Genomic DNA, 23,272 nt, shown 5'->3' with positions numbered 1-23,272 from the left:
GTACGGCCGTACCGGTGGCCGTGACTGTCCCTGTCACTCCCAGGAACGCGGGGGCACTGCCGCCCGGGGGGTGTTCGGCGCACCGTGGAGACGGGACACCGGACCTACCGGTGCCCTCCCCCGCACAGCACGAGAGGTACGACATGACTGCGCAGCTCGGCGGCACCGTCACCCCGGCCGACGGTCTGACCCTGACCCGCATGGGCTACGGCGCCATGCAGCTGGCCGGGCCGCATGTGTTCGGCCCGCCGAAGGACCGGGCGCGGGCCGTGGCGGTGCTCCGTGCGGCGGTGGGGGCGGGCATCACGCACATCGACACCGCCGACTTCTACGGCCCCGTGGTCGTCAACGAGATCATCAGGGAGGCCCTGCGCCCCTACCCGGACGAGCTGCACATCGTGACCAAGGTCGGCGCGCGCCGGGGAGCCGACGGCAGCTGGACCGTGTCCCGGCATCCGGAGGACCTGAAGGCGCAGGTGCACGACAACCTGCGCCACCTGGGGCTGGAGACGCTGCACGTGGTCAATCTGCGGCTCGGTGACATGGACACCCCGAACGAGGACTCCATCGCCGACCAGTTCGGCGCCCTGGCGGAAATGCGGCAGCAGGGCCTGATCCGGCACCTCGGGCTCAGCGCCGCGTCCGTCGCGCAGCTGGCCGAGGCACAGCAGATCGCGCCCGTGGTCACGGTGCAGAACCTGTACAACCTGGCCAACCGGCAGGACGACCCGCTCGTCGAGCGTACGGCGGCGCAGAACATCGCCTTCGTGCCCTACTTCCCGCTGGGCGGGTTCACGCCGTTGCAGTCCGAGACGCTGTCGAAGGTGGCCGCGCGGCTGGGCACCGTACCGCAGCAGGTCGCCCTGGCCTGGCTGCTGCACCGCTCGCCGAACATCGCCCTCATCCCCGGCACGTCGTCCCCGGACCACCTGCGCGAGAACATCGCCGCGGCCGCGCTGGTCCTCCCGCAGGACGCGGTCGCGGAGCTGGACGACATGGCCGGCTGAGCGGGTCGCAGCGGGGTACTCGGGCGTGAGGCCCGCGCGTGGAAGGAGCCGCCCGTGGTGACGGAGGACCCGCTGCGCGCCTACCGTGGCAGGCGCGACTTCGAGCGGACCCGCGAGCCGTCGGGGAAGGCGGCGGCCCCGGCGGCCGCGCGGCCCCGGTTCGTGGTGCAGATCCATGACGCGCGCCGCATGCACTTCGACTTCCGGCTGCAGGTCGGGGACGTGCTCAAGTCCTGTTCCGTCCCCCGGGGGCCCTCGACGGACCCCGGTGACAAGCGGCTGGCCGTGCCCACCGAGGACCATCCGCCGGCTACGAGGACTTCGAGGGCGTGATCCCGCAGGGTGAGTACGGCGGCGGCACCGTGATCGTCTGGGACCACGGGACGTACGACCGCTCAGCCACGACCGCCGGGGCCGTCCGGTGGACTTCGCGGAGTCGCTGGAGCAGGGGCACGCCACCTTCCGGCTGCACGGAACCAAGCTGCGCGGCGAGTACGCCCTCACCCGCTTGCGCACCGGCCAGGGCGAGGAGGAGGCCTGGCTGCTGGTCCGCAAGCGACCGGCCCGCGCGCAGGCGCACGGCACCCGGATCCCCGCAGGGCCCGCTCGGTCCGCACGGGGCGCACCCTGGCCCAGGTCGCCGCCGACGACGGCCGCGAGTGACCGTGGGCGCCGGGTTCGTGCTCCGCGCGCCGCCGCACGGATCCCCGTTCTCGCCGGACCCGGGCCGCCCGGCCCGGTGATCAGGCCTCGGGCAGGGGCTGTTCCGCCCAGATGGTCTTGCCGCTGCCCGTCTGCCGGCTGCCCCAGCGCTGGGTGAGCTGGGCTACCAGCAGCAGTCCGCGGCCGCCCTCGTCGTAGGCGTGCGCCCGGCGCAGGTGCGGCGAGGTGGAACTGCCGTCGGAGACCTCGCAGATGAGCGCGCGGTCGCGGATCAGGCGCAGTTTGATGGGCGGTTCGCCGTAGCGGATGGCGTTGGTGACGAGTTCGCTGACGACGAGTTCGGTGACGAACGCGGCCTCCTCCAGTCCCCAGGCGGCCAGTCGCTCGGTGGCCGACTGCCGGAAGCCGGCCACACGGGCCGGGTCGGGTGGTACGTCCCAGGTGGCCACGCGGTCGCCGCCGAGGGCGCGGGTGCGGACGATGAGGAGGGCGACGTCGTCGGTGGGATGTTCGGGCATGACGGCCTTGAGGACGTTGTCGCTGAGCTGCTCGAGGGAGTCGGCGGGTGCGCCGAGGGCGCGGCGCAGTTCGTCGGTGGCGCGGTCGAAGTCCCGGTCGCGGTCCTCGATCAGTCCGTCGGTGTAGAGGGCGACGACCGAGCCTTCGGGCAGTTCGAGTTCCGTCGCCTCGAAGGGCAGCCCGCCGACCCCGAGGGGCGGTCCGGCGGTCATGGGGACGAACTCGGGGACGTCTCCCGGCAGGACGACGGCGGGGGCCGGGTGGCCGGCGGCCGCCATGCACAGATGACGGGAGACGGGGTCGTAGACGGCGTACAGGCAGGTGGCGCCGAGTTCGGCGACCTCCTCACCGCTTTCGTCGGAGGCCAGGTGGGTGACCAGGTCGTCGAGGTGGGTGAGGAGTTCGTCCGGGGGCAGGTCGACATCGGCGAGGGTGCGGACGGCCGTGCGCAGCCGGCCCATGGTGGCCGAGGACCGGATGCCGTGGCCGACCACGTCGCCGACGACCAGCGCGACCCGGCTGCCGGAGAGCGGGATCACGTCGAACCAGTCACCGCCGATGCCGGCCAGCGACCCGGAGGGCAGATAGCGGTGGGCGACGTCGACCGCGGCCTGTCCGGGCAGTCTCCTGGGCAGCAGGCTGTGCTGGAGGGCGTGGGCGGTGCTGCGTTCGCGCGCGAAGCGGCGGGCGTTGTCGACGCAGACGGCGGCGCGGCTGCCCAGCTCCTCGGCGAAGACGGCGTCGTCGGGGCCGTAGTCGTCCGGGTGGGCCATCCGGATGCACACCGCCACGCCCAGGCGGGTGCCGCGGGCGCGGAGCGGCACCGCGATCATGGAGTGGACGCCCTGCCGGTAGGGGCGGCCGTCGGGCGAACGCTCGTTGCGCTCGGCGAGCCACTGGACGAAATCGGGCTCACCGGCGTGGGCGACCACGGCACGGCCCTCGCGCAGCGCCCGGGCGGGCGGCGCGGACGGCTGGTAGACGTGCGTGTCGCCCACCTTCACGGCCGCACCGGGGCTGCCTTCCCGGGTGGAGCCGTGGGCGACGCGGCGCAGCTCGACACCGCCGTCCGGGATCGTCGGCGGCTCGTCCGCGCCGAGGACCCAGTCGAGCAGGTCGACGCTGGCGAAGTCGGCGTACTGCGGGACCAGCAGTTCGACCATCTCCTCGGCGGTGCGCACCACGTCGAGGGTGGTGCCGATGGCGGTGGTCGCCTCGTTCAGCAGGGCGAGCCGACGGCGGGCCCAGTACTGATCGCTGCTGTCGAACGCCGACAGGGCGACGGCGGTCGGCTCGCCGGAGTGGTCCCGCAGGGGCCACATCTCGATACTCCAGGCGTGCTCGCGGTTCAGGGCCGGGGCGCTGGTGAAGCTCTCGTAGCGCAGCGGCCGGCCGGTATCGGCGACCTCGCGCAGATGCCCCAGAAACCCCCGGCTGTGCTCGGAGTCAGCCACGGTCTCCGGGTAGAACCGGCCGACCAGCGCCTCCGCGGGTACGCCCATCACCTGGCAGGCGGCGTCGTTGACGCGCAGATAGCGCTGCCGGAGGTCGAAGACCGACATGGACATCGAGGCCTGCTGGAAGGCCTGGGCCGCCAGCGCGGCGCCGGCCGGGACGGGCGGGTCGACGGTGACCACGTATCCGGTGGGCGCGCCGTCCGGGCCGACGACCGGACAGCCGGTCAGGGCCAGCTCGACCCGGTGTCCGTCACGGTGCCGCAGGGCGAGGGTCCCGGCGTGCGCGGCGAGGGCGCCACAGGGAACGTCCTCGGCGAGCAGGTCGGTCGCCGGCCGGCCGACGACCTCCTGCGCCGTGCGGCCCGTGAGCAGTCGTGCGCCCTCGCTCCACCCCGCCACCCTGCCCTGGGCATCGATGATCGCCGCGGCCGCGACACGCTCCATATGCCCAAGGATGATCCGATTCTTCCGGGGCATCAAGCGCGGCAGCGGCCCGCTTCAGCCCTTGTGGGCACGCAGTACGGACAGGGCCCGGTCGGCGTGGGTGTTCATTCGCAGCTCGCTGCGGACGATCTCCAGGACCGAGCGGTCCTCGGCGATGACGAAGGTGACCCGTTTGGTGGGCGCGAGCGTGAAGCCCCGCTTGACCCCGAACCGCTCGCGGACCGCTCCGTCGGCGTCGGAGAGCAACGGCATGCCGAGGGTGTGCCGGCCGGCGAACTCCTGTTGCCGTTCGACGCTGTCGCCACTGATTCCGACCGGGTGGGCACCGACGGCGGCGAATTCCGCGGCGAGGTCGCGGAAGTGGCAGGCCTCGGCGGTGCAGCCGGGCGTCAGGGCGGCGGGATAGAAGAAGAGGACCACCGGGCCCTCGGCCAGCAGCTCGGTGAGCCGCCGGGTGGTGCCGGTCTCGTCCTTCAGGGCGAAGTCCTCGACCTTGTCCCCGACCTCGATGCGCTCGCTCACGACCGTCCCTCTCCGTTCCTTGCCACGCTGCGGGCCCACAGCACGAGGGGCACCTGGAGGGGCAGCCGGGCCAGCGCCGCGTTCCGCTGCGGTGCGGTCCGGTGCCGCCAGTCGACGGCCATCTTCACGTTGGCGGGGAACACCCCGACGAAGAAGACGGCGGCCGCCCTCGCGGCGGCGGCGCGGGTACGGGGCGATGCCAGCCCGGCCGCCAGCGCCAGCTCCACGGCCCCGCTGCCGTACGTCCATGCCCGGGGCGAGCCCGGCAGCACCTTCGGAATCGTGGCGTCGAACTGCCGCGGGGCGGCGAAGTGGGCGACCCCGACCGTGGCCAGCAGACCGGCCAGCAGCAGGGGTGAGCGTTCGGACCGGGGCACGGCTCCTCCTCAGGTGTCCTGCCGCCGGATATTACTCGACGGTAGACCCTGGGGCCGTTGCTTCGGGATGAACAGATGGGGCGGCCGCTCCGGGAGGAACGGCCGGGACCGTCGATCCGGGAGGAACGGCCGCTGCCACCGCCGTCACCCCGTCGCCGCGCGGCCGTCGGGGTCGGGGGCCCGGGAGACGTACCCGGGCCGCCGCGGCTGCTGCACGGTCCGCGTCACATGGGCCCGGTCCGGCGTCCGGACGTCCACGGGACGGGCAGGACGGTGGAACACCTCCCGGCACAGGACCGGACGGGCCGGGGCACGGGGCGGTGGCCCGTCCCCGGAGACGTCCCCGGCGTCCCAGGGGACGCGGGAACGGCATCCTGACGGCCCGTCACGGCAAGGCTGGCTGTTGTGATCACGCTTCGTGGTCACGAGAACGACAGCCGGAGGTTTCCATGATCCGACGGACTCTCAAGAGCGGGGTACTGGCCACGGTCGCGGTGCTCGCACTCCTGCCCACGGCGGCCGGGGCCGCCTCGGCGAGCACGACCGCCACTCCGCGCCCGGTGCCCACTGTCGCGGCCCAGCACACCGCCCACCACGCGAAGCAGCGCACGCACCACACCAAGCACCGCCGCCACCACACCAAGCGCACCGTCCGCCGCGTCCACCACCGTCGGTACCGCACGCGTCACATGCACCACTTCGCCGCCATGGGCATGACGCGGGCGGTCGCGCAGGGCATGTCGTACCGCCGCACCCTGCCCGCCCTCGGCCGGGTCTCCACGCACGGCGCCCGCCTGAACGTCCGCTCCGGCCCGGGCACCTACTACCGCGTGATCGGACACCGGCACACCAACCGGCTGCTCACGCTCAGCTGCAGGACGTACGGCTCCTGGGTGCACGGCAACCACATCTGGTACCGCCTCCCGCACCACCGGGGCTACGTCTCCGCCCGCTACGTCCGCACCGGGCGCTCCGTCGCGTGGTGCTGACGACCACTCACGTACGCACCGCCTGACCGTCGAAGGCCTGCTCGGGAACCCCCTTCCCCCGAACAGGCCTTCGGCGCGCACATGCCTCACCGTCCTCATACCTCGGCCGGTGTTGCGGATGCCGATCTCCTGGGAAGCCATTGCGACAACAGGGGCGAAAGCGCCCATAGCGGAATGGGAGTCGAGGGACGCACGATGCGGCATCCCCAAGGATCGGCCGAGCCGGACGAGCCACTGGTGGTGAGACTGCGCGAACTGAAGCACGGTACTGGGCTGAGCCTGGCGGCACTGGCCGCGCGCACCCCGTACAGCAAGTCGGCCTGGCACCGCTATCTGACCGGCGGCAAACGGCCTCCACGGGCCGCGGTGGAGGCGCTGAGCCGGCTGGCCGGCGCCGATCCCGAAGCCGTACTGGCCCTGTGGGAGGCGGCCGAGGAACCACCCGCACCGAGTCCGCCCGAGCAGGCGGGCCGGGCCCGCTCCCGATGGCTTCCGCTGTCGGCGCTCGCGCTGCTCGCCACGGCCGCAGCGGTGGTCGCCGCGGTCACCGTCTCCGGCCGGCAGGGTTCCCCCGCCCCCGCCGCACAGCCCCTCCTGACCGCAGCCCGCTGCCACGCCCGCTCCTGTCAGGGCCAGTTGCCCGACGCGTCGGTGTGCGCCCGGGACGCGCAGACCACGAGCACGGTGTCCGGCACCGACTACGACGTCCGGCTGCGCTACTCCCCCGCCTGCGGCACCGCGTGGTCGGAGGTGCGGGTGCGCACACCGAGGGCACGGGAGGTCTCGGTGCGGGCTGGGCAGGACGTGCTGTCGGCGAGCTATCCGGCGGACAACTCCGCCGAGGACACCAGCCCGATGCTCGCCGTCCGCTCCCCCAAGGGCGTGGAGGCCTGCGCCGAGGTGGACGGGAAGCTGGCGTGCACGGGTGTGGACGTGGAGCCGCCCGGCGAGTGAGGCGACGGCGGTGCCGCGCCCGGGATCCGGGTGCGGCACCGTGCGGGTCACCGGGCGGTGACGAGCTGATGCTCCGTGCCGCTGCGCTGCGGCCCGTGGGCCGAACGCAGGGCCGCGAGGCCGATGGAGACCATCATGTCGAGGCCGTCGAAGTCTCATCGACAATGAGGCGCTCACGTGGGGACTCCGGGCGTCGGCGGTCAGCCCACCGGCGGTGTGCCGTGGGTGTGGAAGGACTCGATGGTCTTCAGTCCCCAGGCCTGTCCCCGGGCCCGCTCGGCCTCGGTCCAGGTGATGAGCGGCCAGTCCGGGGCCAGGACGAGCCGGGTGAGCGGGTTGCACAGCTCGACGCGGTTGCCGCCGGGCTCGTAGACGTAGAGGAAGAACGTCTGCTGGACGGCGTGCTTGTGCGGGCCGGTCTCGATGAAGACGCCGGTGTCGATCGCGAGGTCGGCGGCGCGCAGGATGTCCTCGCGGGTGTCGGTCGCGAAGGCGATGTGGTGCAGCCGGCCGCTCGAACCGGTCCAGTCCTCCGTGTACACGACGTCGTACGACTTGTTCGTGAAGGTCAGCCAGCGGGCCGCGATCCGCCCGGTGTCGAGCCGGATCTGCTCGGTGGGCCGGGCGCCGAGCACGTGTTCCTGGAACTCGGCGGCGCCGAGCACGTCGGCGGCGAGGAAGTTGACGTGGTCGAGCCGCCGCACCCCCACACCCCGGTTGGGCTTGGCCTGCGGCTGGTTCTTCAGCGCCGGTTTCAGCTCGTCGGGGGCCTGGTAGTGCTCGCTCTCCCAGTACAGGGCGTGTTCGTGTCCGTCCGGGTCGGTCGTGACGTACAGCGCGCCGAGGCCGGGTTCGTCCTCGGCCCAGCGTCCCTTGCCGCCTGCCGCCTCGATCGCCCTGATACGGCGGTGGAGGGCCTCCTCACCGGAGGTGCGCAGCGCGAGCCGGCCGAGGCCGGGCCGGTCCCGGGCGGTGAGGACGAGGCTGTGGTGCTCATAGTCGTCGAACGTGCGCAGATAGACCGTGTCGCCGTCCTCCCCGTTGACCGTCAGCCCCAGGTAGTCGGTGAAGAAGGCGACACTGGCGTCCAGGTCCGGGGTGAACAGCTCGACGTGGCCGATATGGGCGATGTCACCGAGCGGCGGAGCCATCGTTGCCTCCAAGGGGCTGTACGGGTGCAGGGGCAGCGGCACGCGGGAAGACGATGCCGTCGATGATCTTTCGGGCCTGCGGACGACGGCGGTACGACGCGCCGTGGGCGGGGAGGCGGACGGGTCGACGGCCGTCGCGACGTCCAGGAAGCCGGTGGGGTGCTCGATGCGGAGCCGGTCGCCTCGCCCGGGCGGCCGGGCGATCCCCTCCCCCACCCCGCCGGGCAGTCGCAGCCCGGCCGCCACGCCCGCGGCGCCGAGGACGCGATGGAGGTGTGGCAGCGGACGGGGATGAAGGTGCGGGTGGTGACCGCACCGCCGTGGCGGGGCGGGGCGGGGCGAGCAGGGTGAGCTTGGGAGGGGGCGGTCTCCACGTCCCCGAGCCCCATCAGCCGCCCCGCCTCCTGTTCGCGTTTCCTGCCGCCGCCTCAGCCCGCCCGGTACAGCTCGGTGAGCAGTTCGCGCACGGCCCGGTGGGCGGGGTGCGGGTCGTCCCGCCACCAGGCGAGGCGCACGGCGACGGGTTCGGCGTCACGCACCGGCCGGTAGACGATGCCGGGCCTCGGATACTGGTTCGCGGTGGACTCGGCCGTCACGCCGATGCCGCGTCCGGCGGCGATGACCGTGAGCCAGTCGTCCACGTCGTGCGTCTCCTGCACGGCTGGCCGGGCATCCGGCGGCCACAGTTCCGGCGTGGCCGTGCCGGTACGGCGGTCGATGAAGAGCGTGCGCCCGGCGATGTCGGCGAGCCGGACCGAGCGGCGCCTGGCGAGGGGGTCGTCGGCGGCCAGCGCACACAGGCGCCGTTCCAGCCCGACGATGGCGGAGTCGAAGCGCCGGTCGTCCAGCGGCCTGCGGACGACCGCGAGATCACAGACACCCTCGGCCAGCCCGGCGGACGGGGAGTTGACGCGCACCAGGTGCAGGTCGGTCCCGGCGTGCGTGGCGGTCCAGCGCCGCTGGAAGGCCACGGTGTGGCGGCCGAGCGCCGACCACGCGTAGCCGATCCGCACCCGCTCGTGTCCCGAGGTGGCCTCCAGGGCCAGCTCGGTCACGTCAGCGAGCACCCGCCGCGCCTGCGCCACCACGCGCAGTCCGGTCGCGGTCGGGGTCACCGCACGCGAGGTGCGCCTGAGCAGCCGTACCCCCAGGGCCCGTTCGAGCGAGGCGAGGGTGCGGGAGACGGCGGCCTGGGAGACGCCGAGGGCGATGGCCGCGTCGGTGAAGGTGCCCTCGTCGACGATGGCCACGAGACAGCGGAGCTGGCGCAGCTCGATGTCGGCTTCATGCATACGGTCAGCGTATAGATGAGCCTGAGAATGCATTTTGCGTAAGCATTCAGGCGGCGCACCATCCAGGCATGCCTCAAGCTCTCGACCGCCCTGCCGCCGCGACCGGGCCCACCGCCCTGTCCGCCCCCGCGCCGCAGGCCCGGCAGCCGGCCGGAGTGGCCACCATGTTCGGCAGCGGCCTGTCCAACCAGACCGGCGCGGCCATCGGGGCGCTGGCCTTCCCCGTGCTCGGCCCCGTCGGCGTGGTCGCGATGCGCCAGTACGTCGCCGCACTGGTCCTGCTGGCGGTCGCCCGGCCGCGGCTTCGGTCCTTCACCTGGCGCCAGTGGTGGCCGGTGCTCCTGCTGGCGGCGGTCTTCGGCACGATGAACCTCACGCTGTACAGCGCGGTCGACCGGATCGGCCTGGGGCTCGCGGTGACCCTTGAGTTCCTCGGCCCGCTCGCCGTCGCCCTGGCCGCGTCCCGGCGCCGGCTGGACGCGGCGTGCGCGGTGCTGGCTGCGGCCGGGGTCGTGGTCCTGATGCGCCCGCAGCCCTCGACCGACTACGTGGGCATGGGTCTCGGCCTGGTGGCGGCCTGCTGCTGGGCCTCGTACATCCTGCTCAACCAGGTCGTCGGCCGTCGTGTCCCCGGCGCCCAGGGCGCGGCCGCCGCCGCGGGCGTGTCGGCACTGGCCTTCCTGCCGGTCGGCATCGTCGTCGCCCTGCGGCACGCACCCACGGCCGGGGCCGTGCTGTGCGCCGTGGCCGCCGGGGTGCTCTCCTCGGCCGTGCCGTACCTCGCCGACCTGTTCACCCTGCGAACCGTACCCACGCAGACCTTCGGACTCTTCATGAGCGTCAATCCCGTGCTCGCGGCCGTGGTCGGCTGGATCGTCCTCGGCCAGGGGCTCGGCGCGCCGGAGTGGGCGGGCATCGGCGCGGTCGTCGCCGCGAACGCGACCAGCATGCTGACCGCGCCCCGCCACCGCCCCGCGGGCACGGTCGGGGCCCCGGCGCGGACGGAGCCGTCGGCCGAGGCGGTGGGCCAGGAAACGCGAGCGTCCCTGCGGTGGAACGGTGGCCGTGCCTGCAGTGGCGGGACCGTCCGGGCGCGGTCACGGAGCGACGGCCTGCCGGAGGGCCGGGCGGGTCGCGGGCGGCGGGTCGCCCGGGCTCTGCGACGACCATGACCGGCCGGTCCCCGTAGGGGGTGCGACCGAGGTGGAGTCGCCGTGCGTGTGGTGATCGCCGAGGACGACGCGCCGTTGCGTGAGGGTCCGGTGCCGCTGCCCAGCTCTGTCGGGCACGAGGTGGCCGCCGTTGTCGGCAGTGGCCCGAAGACCCTGTCGGCTCGCCCACCTGCAGCACGCGTCAGCAGCACGGGACCGTCCCCAACTCGTGGTGCCGGCCCACCAGTCGGCGCCGACGGCACCGAGGCGGCCGGACGGGCCCGTTCAGGGGAACCGGTGGCGAAAGGCGCGTGAGGGTGCCGGGGGCGGTCGACACCTTCTGCCGTGACCGCCATGACCCTGCCGTTGATTCCGCCGATGCTCGCCACCCCGGGCAGGCTGCCACCGGCCGCCCAGGACGAACGGTGGGCGTACGAGACCAAGCAGGACGGTCAGCGGGTGATGGTCTACCTGCCCGGCGACGGCGGCGTGCTGCTGCGCGCGAGGTCCGGTGAGGAGATCACCGGCGCCTACCCCGAACTCCGGCCGCTCGGCGGCGCCCTGGGCAGGGCTGCCGCCGTCCTGGACGGCGAGGTGCTGGCCCTGGACGAGCAGGGGCGGGCGGACTTCCAGTTGCTGCAGAGCCGGATGGGCCTCGCCCACTCCCCCGCGCGAGCGGCCCGCCGGGCCGCCCAGGTGCCGGTCCATCTGGTGCTGTTCGACGTGCCCTACCTGGAGCGCCCGCTGCTCGGGGTCCCTTACGCCGAGCGGCGGGCGCGACTGGAGGAGCTGGGCCTGACGGGGCCTTACTGGTCGACGCCCGCCGCGGTGACCGGGCACGGCACCGAGGCGCTCCGGGCGACCCGGGAGCACGGTCTCGAAGGGCTGGTGTGCAAGCGGCTGGACTCGGCGTACGAGCCCGGGGTGCGCTCCCGCGCCTGGGTCAAGATCCGCAACATGCGCAGCGAGGACGTGATCGTCGGTGGCTGGCTGCCGGGCAAGGGGCGGCTGACCGGGCTGCCGGGCGCGGTGCTGGTCGGCCAGCGGGCGGGCGGGCGACTGCGTTACGTGGGCGGGGTGGGCACCGGCTGGAGCGAGGCGGAGCGCACGGAGCTGGCGGCGCTGCTGCGGGCCGCCGCCGGCACCGAGTGCCCCTTCGACCCGGTGCCGCGGATTCCGGACGCCCACTGGGTGCTGCCCCGCCTCGTCGGCGAGGTCAGCTACAGCACCCGGACCCGGGCCGGGCTGCTGCGCCAGCCCTCGTGGCTGCGGCTGCGCCCCGACCTCACCCCGGAGGAGTCCTCGGCGGACGTCCCGGAAGGTGAACGGTAGGTGTTCCGCGGGGCTTCACTCGTGGGACGCGTGTGACCTCTTGGCTGCGCGACTTCTGCCCGGGATGCTGAACTCCCTTGCTCCCGACCGCCGTTGGAGAAACCTCGTGCCGTCGCTCACATCCCGTGCCCGGCGTGGCAGATGGTTCGGCGTGCTCGCCGGCGCCGCCGCTCTCGTCGTCGCCTTCCCGGCCGCCGCCTTCGCCGCACCGCCGCTCGCGCTGCCCGCGAACGCCGAGCCCGCCGAGCCCGCGTACCAGCCGGCCTTCGACTACGACACCGACGGCTGTTACCCGACGCCCGCGATCGGCCCCGACGGCACGGTCAACGGCGGCCTCAAACCGACGGGCGCCCTCAACGGCAGCTGTCACGACGCCTCCGACCTGGCCAACACCAACAGCTACTCGCGCCACAAGTGCAACAACGGCTGGTGCGCCTATCTGTACGGCCTGTACTTCGAGAAGGACCAGGCACTCCCCGGCAGCAGCATCGGCGGGCACCGGCACGACTGGGAGCACGTGGTGGTGTGGGTGCAGGACGGGCAGGTGCGGTACGTGTCGACGTCCAACCACGGCTCGTTCACCGTGCACCCGGCCTCCGAGGTCCGCTTCGAGGGCAGCCACCCGAAGGTCGTGTACCACAAGGACGGCATCGGCACGCACTGCTTCCGGCTGGCCAACACGAACGACGAGCCGCCGGAGAACCACAGGCACACCTGGCAGTACCCGCCGCTGGTCGGCTGGAACGGCTATCCGGCAGGTCTGCGCGACAAGCTGAGCGCCTACGACTTCGGCAGTGCCCACTTCGGCCTGAAGGACGCGAGTTTCCCTTCCCACCTGGCCTCGGCCGAACCGTCCGGCATCCCCTTCGACCCGAACGCCTGACCCGCCCTCGAACATCTTGTTCTCGGTGGGGACATGACGGGGCATGGCACCCGAGGGTCTATCGTGTCCCCCATGTCCGTCCCGGAACTGATCCGCATCGTGTCCCGCGACTCACCGATGGCTCTCGCCCAAGTCGAGCGCGTGCGTGCCGAGTTGGGCGTGCTGCATCCAGGGGTGCGCACCGAGGTCGTGCCTGTGAAGACCACGGGTGACAAGTGGCTCGGTGACCTGTCCAAGGTCGAGGGCAAGGGGGCGTTCACCAAGGAGGTGGACGCGGCCCTGCTGGCCGGGGAGGCCGACCTCGCGGTGCACTGCGTCAAGGATGTGCCCGCCGACCGGCCACTGCCCGCCGGCACGGTGTTCGCCGCGTTCCTGAAGCGGGACGACATCCGGGACGCGCTGGTGCACCCGGGCGGGCTCACTCTCGACGAGCTCCCGGCCGGCACCCGGATCGGCACCTCGTCGGTGCGCCGGATCGCGCAACTGGCCGCCACACACCCGCACCTGGAGTGCGTGCCGTTCCGCGGGAACGCCAACCGCCGGCTGGAGAAGCTGGCCGCCGGCGAGGCGGACGCGCTGCTGCTCGCGGTGTCCGGCCTCGAGCGGATCGGCCGCCAGGACGTGATCAGCGAGGTGCTGTCCCCGGAGGCGATGATGCCGCCGATCGGCGCGGGCATCCTCGCCCTGCAGTGCCGGGAGGGCGACACCGAGCTGATCGACGCGGTGAGCGGGCTCGGCGACCCGGCCACGCACCGGGAGGCCACGGCGGAGCGGATGTTCCTGCATGTGCTCCAGGGGCACTGCAACAGCCCGATCGCCGGCTACGCACACCTGGACCGCGGTGGTGAACTCTCCCTGCGAGCCTGTGTGTTCACCCCGGACGGCAAGACGCGGCTGAACGCCCACGAGTGGGCGGGCCGGCTGGACGCGGCCACGCTCGGCACCTCGGTCGCGGTGGCGCTGCTGCGGCAGGGGGCGCGGGAGATCATCGACGGCATCCCGCACTGACCCGGGTCAGGCGGTGCCGGGCTCCTTCTGGTCCTTCACCGTCTGATCGTTCACCGTCTGGTCCTTCAGGAAGGCGCTGACCTGGTGGACCAGGCTGCCCTGCCCGGTGCCCACGGGGGCGGCCGCCGTGGCCGCGTCCAGGATGCCGATGCCGCCCGCCCACAGCCGGCGGTCGGCCCACTCCTCGTCCACCCGCAGCTGGACCTGTACGTCCACGTGGGTGAGGGCCGCCTCCGGGGCGGCCGCGTAGAGCACGGCGGTGGCCCGGCGCAGCGGGTAGACGTCGAAGCCCTCGATGAACTGGGAGTTGCGCCAGTCGATGAACGCGCCCTCGCCGTCCGGGCCGACCCGGACGTCCATCTGGCCGTCCTCGAGATGGATGCCGTAGTGCCGCGCACCCCGGTTCTCGACGGTCACCCGGACACTGAAGTACGTCAGCCCGGCCGCGGCGTCGTCACGTCCGCGCGGCGGCTCGGCCGCCTCCAGGCGGTGGACGCGGACCCGCAGACCGGCATGCTCGTCGTACTCGTGCCAGTCCCCGACCACGTTCGGCTCGTACACGGTGCCCCTCTCGACCTCGGAGAGCTGCTGTCTATCTGTGCGCTCAGCGCACTGTCAAATGAGCAGAATGCGCTGTGGCCAGGGGGTTCGCCCGCTTTGATCGGTGATCAAGCGCTGCCCAGGAAGAATCCCGTCACGGGGGCCTGGGGCGGGTTGCGGCCGCGTGCCGTATTTCACTCGGCGGCAAGATCAACGGGCCAGCCGGCCGAGCAGTGAGGAAGCCGCGGCGATGCCCAGGGCGGCGGCCACCGCCAGGACGCCGAAGTCGGCGGCGAGGTGGGCGGGCGTGCCCAGCAGCAGGCCACGCAGGGCGTCGACCTGGTAACTGAGCGGATTGGCCTTGCTGACGGCCTGGAGCCAGCCCGGCATCACCGAGACGGGGTACAGGGCGTTGGAGCCGAAGAACAGCGGCATCGTGATCGCCTGCCCGAAGCCCATCAGCCGGTCGCGGCTGAGGACGATGCCCGCGATGGTCATCGACAGGCACGAGAAGAACGCGGAGGCGAGGACCACGGCCGCGGCGACACCGAGCAGCTTCAGCGGGTTCCAGGTGAGGGCCACACCCAGCACGGCGGCGATGAGGACGACCACGACGGCCTGGATCAGCGACTTCACTCCGGCCGCGAACGCCTTGCCGGTGATCAGCGCCGAACGCGGGGTCGGTGTGACCAGGAGCTTGTTCAGGATGCCCGCGTCGCGCTCCCAGATGATCTGTATGCCGTAGAAGATGGCGATGAACATCGCGGACTGGGCGATGATGCCGGGCGCCAGGTAGTCGATGTAGGGAATGCCGCCGGTGGGTATCGCGTGGATCCGGGTGAAGGTCTGGCCGAAGATCAGCAGCCACAGGGCGGGCTGGACGGCGCGCGTGTACAGCTCGGTGCGGTCGTGGCGCAGCTTCTGCAGTTCGACGGCGCACATCGCGCCGACCCGGGCGGGCAGCAGCCGCCAGCCCGCGCGGGGCCTGGGCGGGGTGAGCAGCAGGGCGGTGCCGGCGACGGTGGGATCAGCCGACGCGGTGCGCGGTGCGGCGGGTGCTTCGGACATCGCGGAAACCTCCTCCGGAGTCGAGGCCGCTGCCGGCGACGTCGCGGAAGACGTCCTCCAGCGTGGGCACGGCGCCCGTGCCCCGGCGTTCGGCGAGGCCCCGGCGCAGCTCGGCCGGGGTGCCCAGGGCGCGGACGCGGCCGCGGTGCATCAGACCGACCCGGTCGCAGTACTGGTCGGCCTCGTCCATGTAGTGGGTGGTGACCAGAACCGTCATGCCGGTGGCGGCGCGTACGGCGTTGATGTGTTCCCAGACGCCGGTGCGCGCGATCGGGTCCAGACCGATGGTGGGCTCGTCCAGGATCAGCAGCCGGGGCGCGCTGACCAGCGCCTGGGCGAGTTCGAGGCGGCGGACCATGCCGCCGGAGTAGGTGCCGGCGAGCCGGTCGGCGGCTCCGGCGAGCCCGACGGCGGCCAGGGCCTGGGCGACACGCTCGCCGCGCTCGCGGCGCGGCACGTCGAAGACCCGGGCGAACAGGGCGACGTTCTCCCGTCCGGTGAGCCCGCTGTCGGCGGACAGCTGCTGCGGGACGTAGCCGAGGAGCCGGCGTACCGCCATGCGCTCCTTGGCGACGTCGTGCCCGAAGACCCGGACCATGCCGGCCGGCACCGGGAGGAGTGTGGTGATGCAGCGGATCGCGGAGGTCTTTCCGGCGCCGTTGGGCCCGAGCAGTCCGAACACCTCGCCCTCACGGACGGCCAGGTCGAGTTCGTCGACCGCCCTGGTGTCCCCGAAGGCGTAGCAGAGACGGGTGCAGGCGACGGCTTCGGCGGGCGGGGCGGGGGTGTCGCTCGTCATGTCTCCTCGGCCTCCTCGTGCAGGGTGACGGCCAGCCTGCGCAGCGCCGGCAGGGCCGCGCGCAGGGCCTCCCGGTCCGCCTCGTCCAGCCGGGCCACGTGCCGGCCGACCAGTTCGGCCCGGCGGCGCTGCCAGTCCCCGAGCCGTTGCTCGGCGGCCTCGGTGAGCAGCAGGCGGGCGGCCCGCCGGTCGGCGGGGTCCGTCTCGCGGATCAGGTAGCCGTCCCGAACGAGGTGGTTGACCAGCGTCGACACGGAGTTGCCCGCCAGGTGCAGGGCCCGGGCGGCCTCCGAGATGCCGATGCCGGGCCGGCTCTCGACCAGGCGCAGCAGCTCCACCTCGGCGCCGCGCAGCCGCGGCAGGGTCAGCCCGCCGCGCAGCCTGCGCCGGATCAGCCGCTGGATCCGGACGAGTGCGTCGGCCAGCTCCTCGGGGAAACCGGACTCCACTCCTGAAGATTATCTCTGTTACAGAGGTATCGCGCCTCAAGAGGCGGTCAAGAGCGGGCGGCCGGGAGCGACCCCGCACACCTCATGCCCGATATCACACGAATTGTTTGATCTATCCTTCAGCGGGAATCCGCAGAACAGTGCTTCGGACAGGAGGCACGCCCGGATCCAGCAACCGCTGAGGGAAGCGCGCGCGATGCCTGTCACCGGCAGCACGAAGCCTCACCCCCATGACGACGCCCCCGACACGGCCGAGTCCTTCGAGCGGCTCGCGCGGCTGCCGGACGGTCCCGAGCGCCAGGCGCTCCGGGACGAACTGGTCCGGCTCTGGCTGCCCATGGCCGAGCGGATCGCCGTACGGTTCCGGGGCCGCGGGGAGTCCCTGGAGGACCTGTACCAGGTGGCCGCCCTCGGCCTGGTGAAGGCCGTCGACCACTACGACCCGGCCCGTGGCCGCGCCTTCGAGGCGTACGCGGTACCCACGGTCACCGGTGAGATCAAGCGCCACTTCCGCGACCACATGTGGACGCTGCATGTGCCGCGCCGGGTGCAGGACCTGCGCAACCGGGTCCGCGGCGCCCTCAAGGAACTGGCCCAGACCACGGCCGGCCGGGCGCCCACCGTCGCCGAGATAGCCGCGCACACGAAGCTCAGCGAGGCCGAGGTGCACGCCGGTATGGAGGCCCTGGAGTGCTTCTCGGCCCTGTCGCTGGACGCCGAGGTGTCCGGGACGGAGGGGTACGCGCTCGGTGACTCGCTCGGCGAGGCGGACCCCGGCTTCGACCTCGTGGTCGACCGCGCCTCGGTCAAGCCGTGTCTCCAGGCGCTGCCCGAGCGTGAGCGGATCATCCTCTACCTGCGGTTCTTCGACGGGATGACGCAGAGCCGGATCGCCCAGCAGCTGGGTATCTCCCAGATGCACGTCTCCCGGCTGCTCAGCGGCTGCTTCGAGCGGCTGCGGGAGGAACTGCTCGCGGAGGCGTCGGCCGAGCACCTGGCGGAGGCCGGCTGAGCACCCGACGGAGGCCGGCGCGGCACCTCGCGGACGCGGGCCGGGCCCTCAGTCCTCCACGCTGCCGGGGCTCTCCTCCGTGCCGGCCGGGATGGCCTCGGCGGTCCCGGGGATCTGGACGGGCCCGTGCCGGTCCAGGGCGTCCTCCAGCGCCGCTCGGAGCGCGGGCGGTATCTCACCCCGGCGCCCCCAGACGAGGATCAGTTCCGCGATGCTGCGCAGCTTGATGTTGGTGTGCTGGGAGACGTCCTTCAGCACCTCCCACCCCTGGTCGGGTGTCACCCGACCGAGGGCGACCATCATCCCGATGGCCTGGTCGATGACAGCGTGGGAGGCCACGGCCTCCTTCAACTGGTCCACTTCGGCCTGCAGCTCGGCGATCCGGTCGGGTTCCGTCTCTCCCATGCCTCCATCGTGCTCACCCGCCTGGCCCCCCGCCACCGGGGTACTCGACAGGCACCGCACCCGGTTCCGGTTGGACACTGGTGCCAGACCGGTGGGCGCCGGACCCCGAGACCAGGACGCGACTTCCATGAACCATGAAACGCCTGCCAGCGGTGGACCGAGGACGAGGGACATCATCTCCACGCACTCCGTCTTCGGTTCCCCGTGCTGGGTGAGCCTGACCAGCCGCGACCTGGCGGCCACCCAGGAGTTCTACTCCGCGCTGTTCGGCTGGCGGTGGCGCGGTGCCAAGCTCGGCGAGCACTTCCGGATCGCGCTGGCCGACGGTGTGCCGGTCGCCGGGATCGCCGCGGTCGCCGCCATGTGGCAGATGGCGGTGGCCTGGACCCCGTACTTCGCCGTGCCGGACGCGGACGAGGCGGTGTCGCGGGCGCGGGAGCGCGGCGGTACGGCGGCCGTGGGTCCCCTGTCCTTCCCGCCGGGACGGGCGGCACTGCTCGCGGACCGGGACGGGGCCACCTTCGGGATCTGGGAGGGCGAGCTGGTCGGCAACTGGGAGGCCTGGCGGCGGGCCGCCCCGACCTTCATCCGGCTGCATACCCGCAACGCCTTCGACTCCGCGCTCTTCTACGGCGAGATCCTCGACTGGGCCTCCGGCAAACCGGGCTGCTGCGAGGTCGAGTACGAGGGCGGCGAGGTGGTGCTGCGCAGCCGGGGTGACGTGGTGGCGCGCATCGACTCGGGCGCGGCGGAGTCGGCCCCGGACCCCTCCGTACGACCGCACTGGCAGATCCACTTCGCGGTGGCCGACGTGGCGGGGTGCGCACGGGCCGCCGAGAAGCACGGCGGCAGCGTCCTGAGCGAGCGGGAGGACGAGGCGATCCTCCGGGACCCGGACGGCGCCCAGTTCACGGTCACCTCCCGCCGCTCACGCTGAGCCGGTTCAGCGTGAGCGGCGGGAGGTGACCTCAGCGGACCGGTCCGACCCGACCGGTCCAGGCGCCCGGCTCCGGGGAGGCGGCCCAGGTCACTTCGACGCCGGCGTCTTCGGCGAGGTCCCTGGCCGGCTCGACGGCAGCGGCCTGCGCCACTTCGGCCTTCCACCACCACCGGCACCCCGTCGAGGCGTCCGCAGAGCATCCCGCCGTCCGCGGTAGCGATGCTGTGACGCCGGCCGTCCGCTGCCGCCGGCAGGACGATGCTCTCGGGCACGCCGACGAGCGGCCTCTGCTTCCCGCTCCGTTTCGCCATACGGCCGTCCAAGAGCATGTCACCGGCGACGAGCCCTCCTGGCCCCTCCCCCGCCGCGCGACGTCCTCGAGAGCACGATCAGGCTCCGGGACTCCACACGGAGTCGGGTGCCCGCCTTGCGTTCGCGTTCGTCGGGAGTGCCGTCCGGTTCGGCGGTGTCGATCAGGGTCGTCCAGCGCTCGCCGTAGGACTTGTCGGGGAGGCGGAAGTCGACGGGCTCCCAGTAGCCGTTCAGGAGCAGCAGGAAGGAGTCGTCGCGCACGCGCCCGCCCTGGGGGTCGCGTTCGGCGATCGCGTCGCCGTTGAGGAACACGCCGACCGAGTGGGCGTCCTCGCGCTGCCAGTCCCGGGCGGTCATCTCGCGCGCGTCGGGCCGCAGCCACATCAGGTCGGGCAGCGGCTGCTCGGCGTTGGTCGCGGTCTCGCCGCGGAAGAAGCGGCGCCTGCGCAGCACGGGATGCTCGGCGCGCAGGTTGATGACGTACCGGGTGAAGTCCACGAGGCCGAGCTGCTCGTCCGTCAGCTTCCAGTCGACCCAGGAGATTTCGTTGTCCTGACAGTAGGCGTTGTTGTTGCCGCGCTGGGTGCGGCCGAGCTCGTCGCCGTGACTGAGCATCGGTATGCCCTGGGACAGCAGCAGGGTGGCGAGGAAGTTGCGCTGCTGGCGGGCCCGGAGTTCGAGGACGGCCGGGTCGTCCGTGTCGCCCTCGGCACCGCAGTTCCAGGAACGGTTCGCGCTCTCGCCGTCCCGGTTGCCCTCGCCGTTGGCCTCGTTGTGCTTGTCGTTGTACGACACGAGGTCGCGGAGGGTGAAACCGTCGTGTGCCGTCACGAAGTTGACGCTCGCCCGCGGCCGGCGCCGGCTGTGCTGGTACAGGTCGGAGGAGCCGGTCAGCCGGGAGGCGAACTCGCCGAGCGAGCCGGGTTCCGCCCGCCAGAAGTCCCGTACGGCGTCCCGGTAGCGGCCGTTCCACTCCGACCACAGCGGCGGGAAGTTGCCCACCTGGTAGCCGCCCTCCCCCACGTCCCAGGGTTCGGCGATGAGCTTGACACGGCTGATCACCGGGTCCTGCTGGATCAGGTCGAAGAACGCCGAGAGCCGGTCCACCTCGTGGAACTGCCGGGCCAGGGTCGCCGCGAGGTCGAAACGGAAGCCGTCGACGTGCATCTCGGTGACCCAGTAGCGCAGCGAGTCCATGATCAGCTGCAGTACGTAGGGGTGCCGCATCAGCAGGCTGTTGCCGGTGCCGGTGGTGTCGTAGTAGTGCCCCCAGTCGCCGTCGACCAGGCGGTAGTAGGAGGCGTTGTCGATGCCCCGGAGAGAAAGGGTGGGGCCCATCTCGTTGCCCTCGGCGGTGTGGTTGTAGACCACGTCGAGGATGACCTCGAGGCCGGCCGCGTGCAGGGCCTTCACCATCGCCTTGAACTCGTTGACCTGCTGGCCCCGGCTGCCGAAGGCGGCGTAGGCGTTGTGCGGGGCGAAGAAGCCGATGGTGTTGTAGCCCCAGTAGTTGGCCAGGCCGCGGTCCTGCAGAACGCCGTCCTGGACGAACTGGTGGACCGGCATCAGCTCCACCGCGGTGACGCCGAGCGAGGTCAGGTGGTCCAATACCGAGGGGTGCGCGAGACCCGCGTAGGTGCCGCGCAGCCGCTCGGGGACGTCCGGGTGGGTGCGGGTCAGGCCCCGCACGTGGGCCTCGTAGATGACGGAGTCGGCGTACGCGTGCGACGGCGGGCGGTCGGCGCCCCAGTCGAAGTACGGGTCTGTGACCACGCCCAGCATCGAGTGGCCGGCGCTGTCGTCGGGAGAAGGACCCTCCGCCGCGCGCTCGTAGAGCGAGGGGTGGTTGTCGATCTGGCCGTCCACCGCCCGCGCGTACGGGTCGAGCAGCAGCTTCGCCGGGTTGCAGCGGTGGCCGAGGTCCGGCTGCCAGGGGCCGTGCACGCGGTAGCCGTAGCGCTGCCCCGGCCCGACGCCGGGCAGGTACGCGTGCCAGACGAACCCGTCGACCTCGCTCAGGGGGACGCGGCGCTCGGTGCCGGCTTCGTCGACCAGGATCAGCTCGACGCGCTCGGCGACCTCGCTGAACAGTGCGAAGTTGGTGCCCTGCCCGTCGAAGGCGGCGCCCAACGGGTAGGGGTGCCCGCTCCAGACGGGCACCCCTTTCCGGGACTTCCGTGCCGTCACCGGGCGCCCTCCAGGACGCCGTCCACGGCGTCCGCCGGGGCGGCCAGGGCGAGCACCTGGAGCTCGCGGGGCACCTGGAGCCCCTGGTTGAGGCTCGGCGCCGGAGCGGTCGGGACCAGCGGGACCCGCTCGCCGGCACGTGCCCGTTGCGAGAACCAGATGATCTTGGCGCCGCCCTCCGAGGCACAGCAGCCCCAGCCGTCGCTCATGGCGGCGATGTCCGCCAGGCACGCCCGCAGGTCCTGATCCGGGCGCAGGTCACGGTCGTCGCCGCCGACGGCTGTGATGAGATGCTGGCCGTTCCACCACATCTCGATCGACGTGTTCTTGTCCGAGGCGTGCTCGTCGATCGCGTGCAGCAGCAGTTCGGCACCGTGACAGACGGGAACCACGAGGTTCTCGAGGTCCCAGTAGCGGAGATGGGCGGCCAGAATGCGGCTGACCTGTCCCACCCTTTCCGGGCTGACTTCCACGTCCAGGTGGTAGTAGCAGGGCACTGCGGTCTTCATCGTCGCTTGCTCCTCACCCGCGAAGCTCCCGCTCCCCGTGCCGGCGTCCGGGAGAGTCCCGGACACCGAGCGTGAGCGCCGATCGCTTCTGAGTCACCTCCACAGTGGGGTCACTACGCCATTCGTGCAACACGAGCCTCCCGAACGGCGGATGGTTGAAGATCCAACAGGACGTTGCGTGGCCGTACGTGCACCATGAGTGAAAGCCTCGATCGCCGTAACGGTGCCGTGCCCTCCCCTGCGCGGACACCACCCGACCGTCGGGAACGCGCCCAGTCGAGAGCGTGGAAGGTGAAGAGGGTCATGCTGCTACCCGCCAAGGCCGAAGTGGCCCGGCAGTTGCGGCGTTACCGGGCATGGGAGCGCGTGATGCTCGCCAAGCCCCACGACCGCACGGTCCGGGCCACTTTCGAGGACTCGGGCTACACCTTGTGCGTGCTGATGGGAAAGCGCTGCGCCCGGGAGGCAGCGGACGCCGCGGAGCGCTATCTGCGCTCCAGCCTGGCCGGCTATCTGCGCGACCAGGACAGGCGGCCGCAGTCGGGGCGGGGGGCCCGGAGGGCACCACCACCGGAGCGGCGTTCCACGGCACCAAGCCCCTGACGTGGCACCGTACTCGGCAATCCCCACGGGGCGGCAGCAGCCGAACCGTTTCTCGGATCGCGAAGCCGGGCCTCGGGCCCGGCTTCGCGCACGGCGGAGGTGAGATCCATGCGCAGGACCCCGGCCATCGGCCGTGTACCGGTACGTGACGTACGGCCGGCCGTGGAGTGCGGCAAGCGCCCGGCGAAGGCGGTGCCCGGAGAGACGTTCCAGGTCACGGCCACCGTGTTCCGCGAGGGGCACGACGCGATCGGCGCCAACGTCGTCCTGCGCGATCCGGCGGGCCGCCGTGGCCCCTGGACCCCGATGCGCGAACTGTCCCCCGGCAGCGATCTGTGGGGCGCGGAGGTCACCCCGGACGCCACCGGTCGCTGGACCTTCCGCGTCGAGGCGTGGAGCCATCCGCTGGCGACCTGGCGGCACACGGCCTCCGTCAAGATCCCGGCGGGCATCGACACCGGCCTGGTCCTGGAGGAGGGCGCCGACCTCTACGAGCGTGCGGCCGCGGGAGTGCCCAAGGGACCGCAGCGGGACCTGGTCCTGGCCGCGGCGCGGGCTCTCGGCGACGACACCTTGTCGGTGCACCACCGCCTGAAGGCCGCGTTGTCACCCGAGGTGGACGCGGTGCTGTCCCGGTATCCGTTGCGCGAGTTGGTGACCGCGTCGGACGCGATGCCGCTGCTCGTGGAGCGGGAGCGG

Annotated in this window: 23 protein-coding genes and 2 pseudogenes; 12 read left to right on the top strand and 13 right to left on the bottom strand. The window is 72.5% G+C overall.

What is annotated here, in order from left to right; genetic code table 11:
* Positions 1–143 precede the first annotated feature (143 nt).
* Both FB157_RS45160 and FB157_RS45155 read left to right on the top strand, forming a co-directional pair.
* The gene (locus FB157_RS45160; protein WP_145887365.1) at positions 144–1,007 is read left to right on the top strand and encodes an oxidoreductase; all 864 of its coding nucleotides are present in this window, start codon (positions 144–146) and stop codon (positions 1,005–1,007) included.
* A 54-nt stretch (positions 1,008–1,061) separates the two neighbouring features.
* Positions 1,062–1,670, top strand: a pseudogene (locus tag FB157_RS45155) (DNA polymerase ligase N-terminal domain-containing protein).
* A gap of 80 nt (positions 1,671–1,750) precedes the next feature.
* Here the strand turns inward: FB157_RS45155 and FB157_RS45150 are convergent.
* The 3 genes from FB157_RS45150 to FB157_RS45140 are packed head-to-tail and all read right to left on the bottom strand — an operon-like array spanning position 1,751 to position 4,989.
* The gene (locus FB157_RS45150) at positions 1,751–4,090 is read right to left on the bottom strand and encodes a SpoIIE family protein phosphatase (RefSeq protein WP_145887363.1); all 2,340 of its coding nucleotides are present in this window, start codon (positions 4,088–4,090) and stop codon (positions 1,751–1,753) included.
* Between the two features lie 54 nt (positions 4,091–4,144).
* Positions 4,145–4,612 (bottom strand): peroxiredoxin, encoded by a 468-nt coding sequence (locus FB157_RS45145; protein WP_145887361.1) that lies wholly within the window; start codon positions 4,610–4,612, stop codon positions 4,145–4,147.
* Entirely contained in the window at positions 4,609–4,989 is a 381-nt protein-coding gene (locus FB157_RS45140) for a hypothetical protein (RefSeq protein ID WP_145887359.1), read from the bottom strand. The genes FB157_RS45145 and FB157_RS45140 overlap by 4 nt, the downstream gene beginning before the upstream one ends.
* A 449-nt stretch (positions 4,990–5,438) precedes the next feature.
* Between FB157_RS45140 and FB157_RS45135 the strand changes: the two genes are divergently transcribed.
* A complete protein-coding gene (locus FB157_RS45135) occupies positions 5,439–5,978 on the top strand; it encodes a hypothetical protein (protein WP_145887357.1) in 540 nt (179 codons plus the stop codon).
* 195 nt (positions 5,979–6,173) lie between these two features.
* Entirely contained in the window at positions 6,174–6,932 is a 759-nt protein-coding gene (locus FB157_RS45130) for an XRE family transcriptional regulator (protein WP_261387004.1), read from the top strand.
* Positions 6,933–7,132: 200 nt separating this feature from the next.
* Here FB157_RS45130 and FB157_RS45125 read toward each other — a convergent pair whose 3' ends face one another.
* Both FB157_RS45125 and FB157_RS45115 read right to left on the bottom strand, forming a co-directional pair.
* Positions 7,133–8,083 (bottom strand): VOC family protein, encoded by a 951-nt coding sequence (locus FB157_RS45125; RefSeq protein WP_145887353.1) that lies wholly within the window; start codon positions 8,081–8,083, stop codon positions 7,133–7,135.
* A gap of 428 nt (positions 8,084–8,511) precedes the next feature.
* Positions 8,512–9,375: a LysR family transcriptional regulator gene (locus FB157_RS45115; RefSeq protein ID WP_145887351.1), complete on the bottom strand. Its 864-nt coding sequence runs from the start codon at positions 9,373–9,375 to the stop codon at positions 8,512–8,514.
* A gap of 155 nt (positions 9,376–9,530) precedes the next feature.
* Between FB157_RS45115 and FB157_RS45110 the strand changes: the two are divergent.
* The 4 genes and pseudogenes from FB157_RS45110 to hemC all read left to right on the top strand — a co-directional run.
* A pseudogene (locus tag FB157_RS45110) lies at positions 9,531–10,334 on the top strand (EamA family transporter); the annotation flags it as partial.
* Between the two features lie 546 nt (positions 10,335–10,880).
* A complete protein-coding gene (locus tag FB157_RS45100) occupies positions 10,881–11,858 on the top strand; it encodes an ATP-dependent DNA ligase (RefSeq protein ID WP_145887401.1) in 978 nt (325 codons plus the stop codon).
* A 106-nt stretch (positions 11,859–11,964) separates the two neighbouring features.
* Positions 11,965–12,741 carry an NPP1 family protein gene (locus FB157_RS45095; RefSeq protein ID WP_261387003.1) on the top strand — a complete coding sequence of 259 codons (777 nt, stop codon included), beginning with the start codon at positions 11,965–11,967 and terminating at the stop codon, positions 12,739–12,741.
* 72 nt (positions 12,742–12,813) lie between these two features.
* A complete protein-coding gene (hemC, locus tag FB157_RS45090; RefSeq protein ID WP_145887347.1) occupies positions 12,814–13,749 on the top strand; it encodes a hydroxymethylbilane synthase in 936 nt (311 codons plus the stop codon).
* Positions 13,750–13,755: 6 nt separating this feature from the next.
* Here the strand turns inward: hemC and FB157_RS45085 are convergent, their stop codons facing one another.
* The 4 genes from FB157_RS45085 to FB157_RS45070 form a co-directional block, all read right to left on the bottom strand.
* Positions 13,756–14,310, bottom strand: coding sequence for a hypothetical protein (locus FB157_RS45085; RefSeq protein WP_145887345.1), 555 nt, complete (start codon positions 14,308–14,310; stop codon positions 13,756–13,758).
* Positions 14,311–14,499: 189 nt separating this feature from the next.
* Positions 14,500–15,357: an ABC transporter permease gene (locus FB157_RS45080; RefSeq protein WP_145887343.1), complete on the bottom strand. Its 858-nt coding sequence runs from the start codon at positions 15,355–15,357 to the stop codon at positions 14,500–14,502.
* Positions 15,317–16,156 (bottom strand): ATP-binding cassette domain-containing protein, encoded by an 840-nt coding sequence (locus FB157_RS45075; RefSeq protein WP_145887341.1) that lies wholly within the window; start codon positions 16,154–16,156, stop codon positions 15,317–15,319. Before FB157_RS45075 ends, FB157_RS45080 begins: the two co-directional genes overlap by 41 nt.
* Positions 16,153–16,605: a MarR family winged helix-turn-helix transcriptional regulator gene (locus FB157_RS45070; RefSeq protein WP_145887338.1), complete on the bottom strand. Its 453-nt coding sequence runs from the start codon at positions 16,603–16,605 to the stop codon at positions 16,153–16,155. The genes FB157_RS45075 and FB157_RS45070 overlap by 4 nt, the downstream gene beginning before the upstream one ends.
* A gap of 196 nt (positions 16,606–16,801) precedes the next feature.
* On the opposite strand from FB157_RS45070, the gene FB157_RS45065 reads away from it, so the two are divergent.
* On the top strand, positions 16,802–17,617 hold the full coding sequence (locus tag FB157_RS45065; RefSeq protein ID WP_145887336.1) for an RNA polymerase sigma factor SigF: 816 nt from the start codon (positions 16,802–16,804) through the stop codon (positions 17,615–17,617).
* Between the two features lie 48 nt (positions 17,618–17,665).
* Here the strand turns inward: FB157_RS45065 and FB157_RS45060 are convergent, their stop codons facing one another.
* Positions 17,666–18,022 (bottom strand): ANTAR domain-containing protein, encoded by a 357-nt coding sequence (locus tag FB157_RS45060; RefSeq protein WP_145887334.1) that lies wholly within the window; start codon positions 18,020–18,022, stop codon positions 17,666–17,668.
* Between the two features lie 127 nt (positions 18,023–18,149).
* Between FB157_RS45060 and FB157_RS45055 the strand changes: the two genes are divergently transcribed.
* The gene (locus FB157_RS45055) at positions 18,150–18,959 is read left to right on the top strand and encodes a VOC family protein (protein ID WP_186581975.1); all 810 of its coding nucleotides are present in this window, start codon (positions 18,150–18,152) and stop codon (positions 18,957–18,959) included.
* Positions 18,960–18,990: 31 nt separating this feature from the next.
* Here the strand turns inward: FB157_RS45055 and FB157_RS49240 are convergent, their stop codons facing one another.
* From FB157_RS49240 to FB157_RS45045, 3 genes are all read right to left on the bottom strand, one after another.
* On the bottom strand, positions 18,991–19,113 hold the full coding sequence (locus tag FB157_RS49240) for a hypothetical protein (RefSeq protein WP_261387002.1): 123 nt from the start codon (positions 19,111–19,113) through the stop codon (positions 18,991–18,993).
* 179 nt (positions 19,114–19,292) lie between these two features.
* The gene (gene glgX, locus FB157_RS45050) at positions 19,293–21,434 is read right to left on the bottom strand and encodes a glycogen debranching protein GlgX (RefSeq protein ID WP_186581978.1); all 2,142 of its coding nucleotides are present in this window, start codon (positions 21,432–21,434) and stop codon (positions 19,293–19,295) included.
* A 23-nt stretch (positions 21,435–21,457) separates the two neighbouring features.
* The gene (locus tag FB157_RS45045; RefSeq protein ID WP_145887327.1) at positions 21,458–21,970 is read right to left on the bottom strand and encodes a pep a2; all 513 of its coding nucleotides are present in this window, start codon (positions 21,968–21,970) and stop codon (positions 21,458–21,460) included.
* Positions 21,971–22,273: 303 nt separating this feature from the next.
* On the opposite strand from FB157_RS45045, the gene FB157_RS45040 reads away from it, so the two are divergent.
* Positions 22,274–22,573 (top strand): DUF5133 domain-containing protein, encoded by a 300-nt coding sequence (locus FB157_RS45040; RefSeq protein ID WP_145887325.1) that lies wholly within the window; start codon positions 22,274–22,276, stop codon positions 22,571–22,573.
* Positions 22,574–22,681: 108 nt separating this feature from the next.
* Positions 22,682–23,272: maltotransferase domain-containing protein (locus tag FB157_RS45035; RefSeq protein WP_145887323.1), on the top strand; the 591-nt coding region annotated here is incomplete at its 3' end.

It is taken from the genome of Streptomyces sp. BK340 (genome assembly GCF_007827595.1).
Classification (GTDB): Bacteria; Actinomycetota; Actinomycetes; order Streptomycetales; family Streptomycetaceae; genus Streptomyces.
This window is presented reverse-complemented; position numbering and strand designations above follow the sequence as displayed.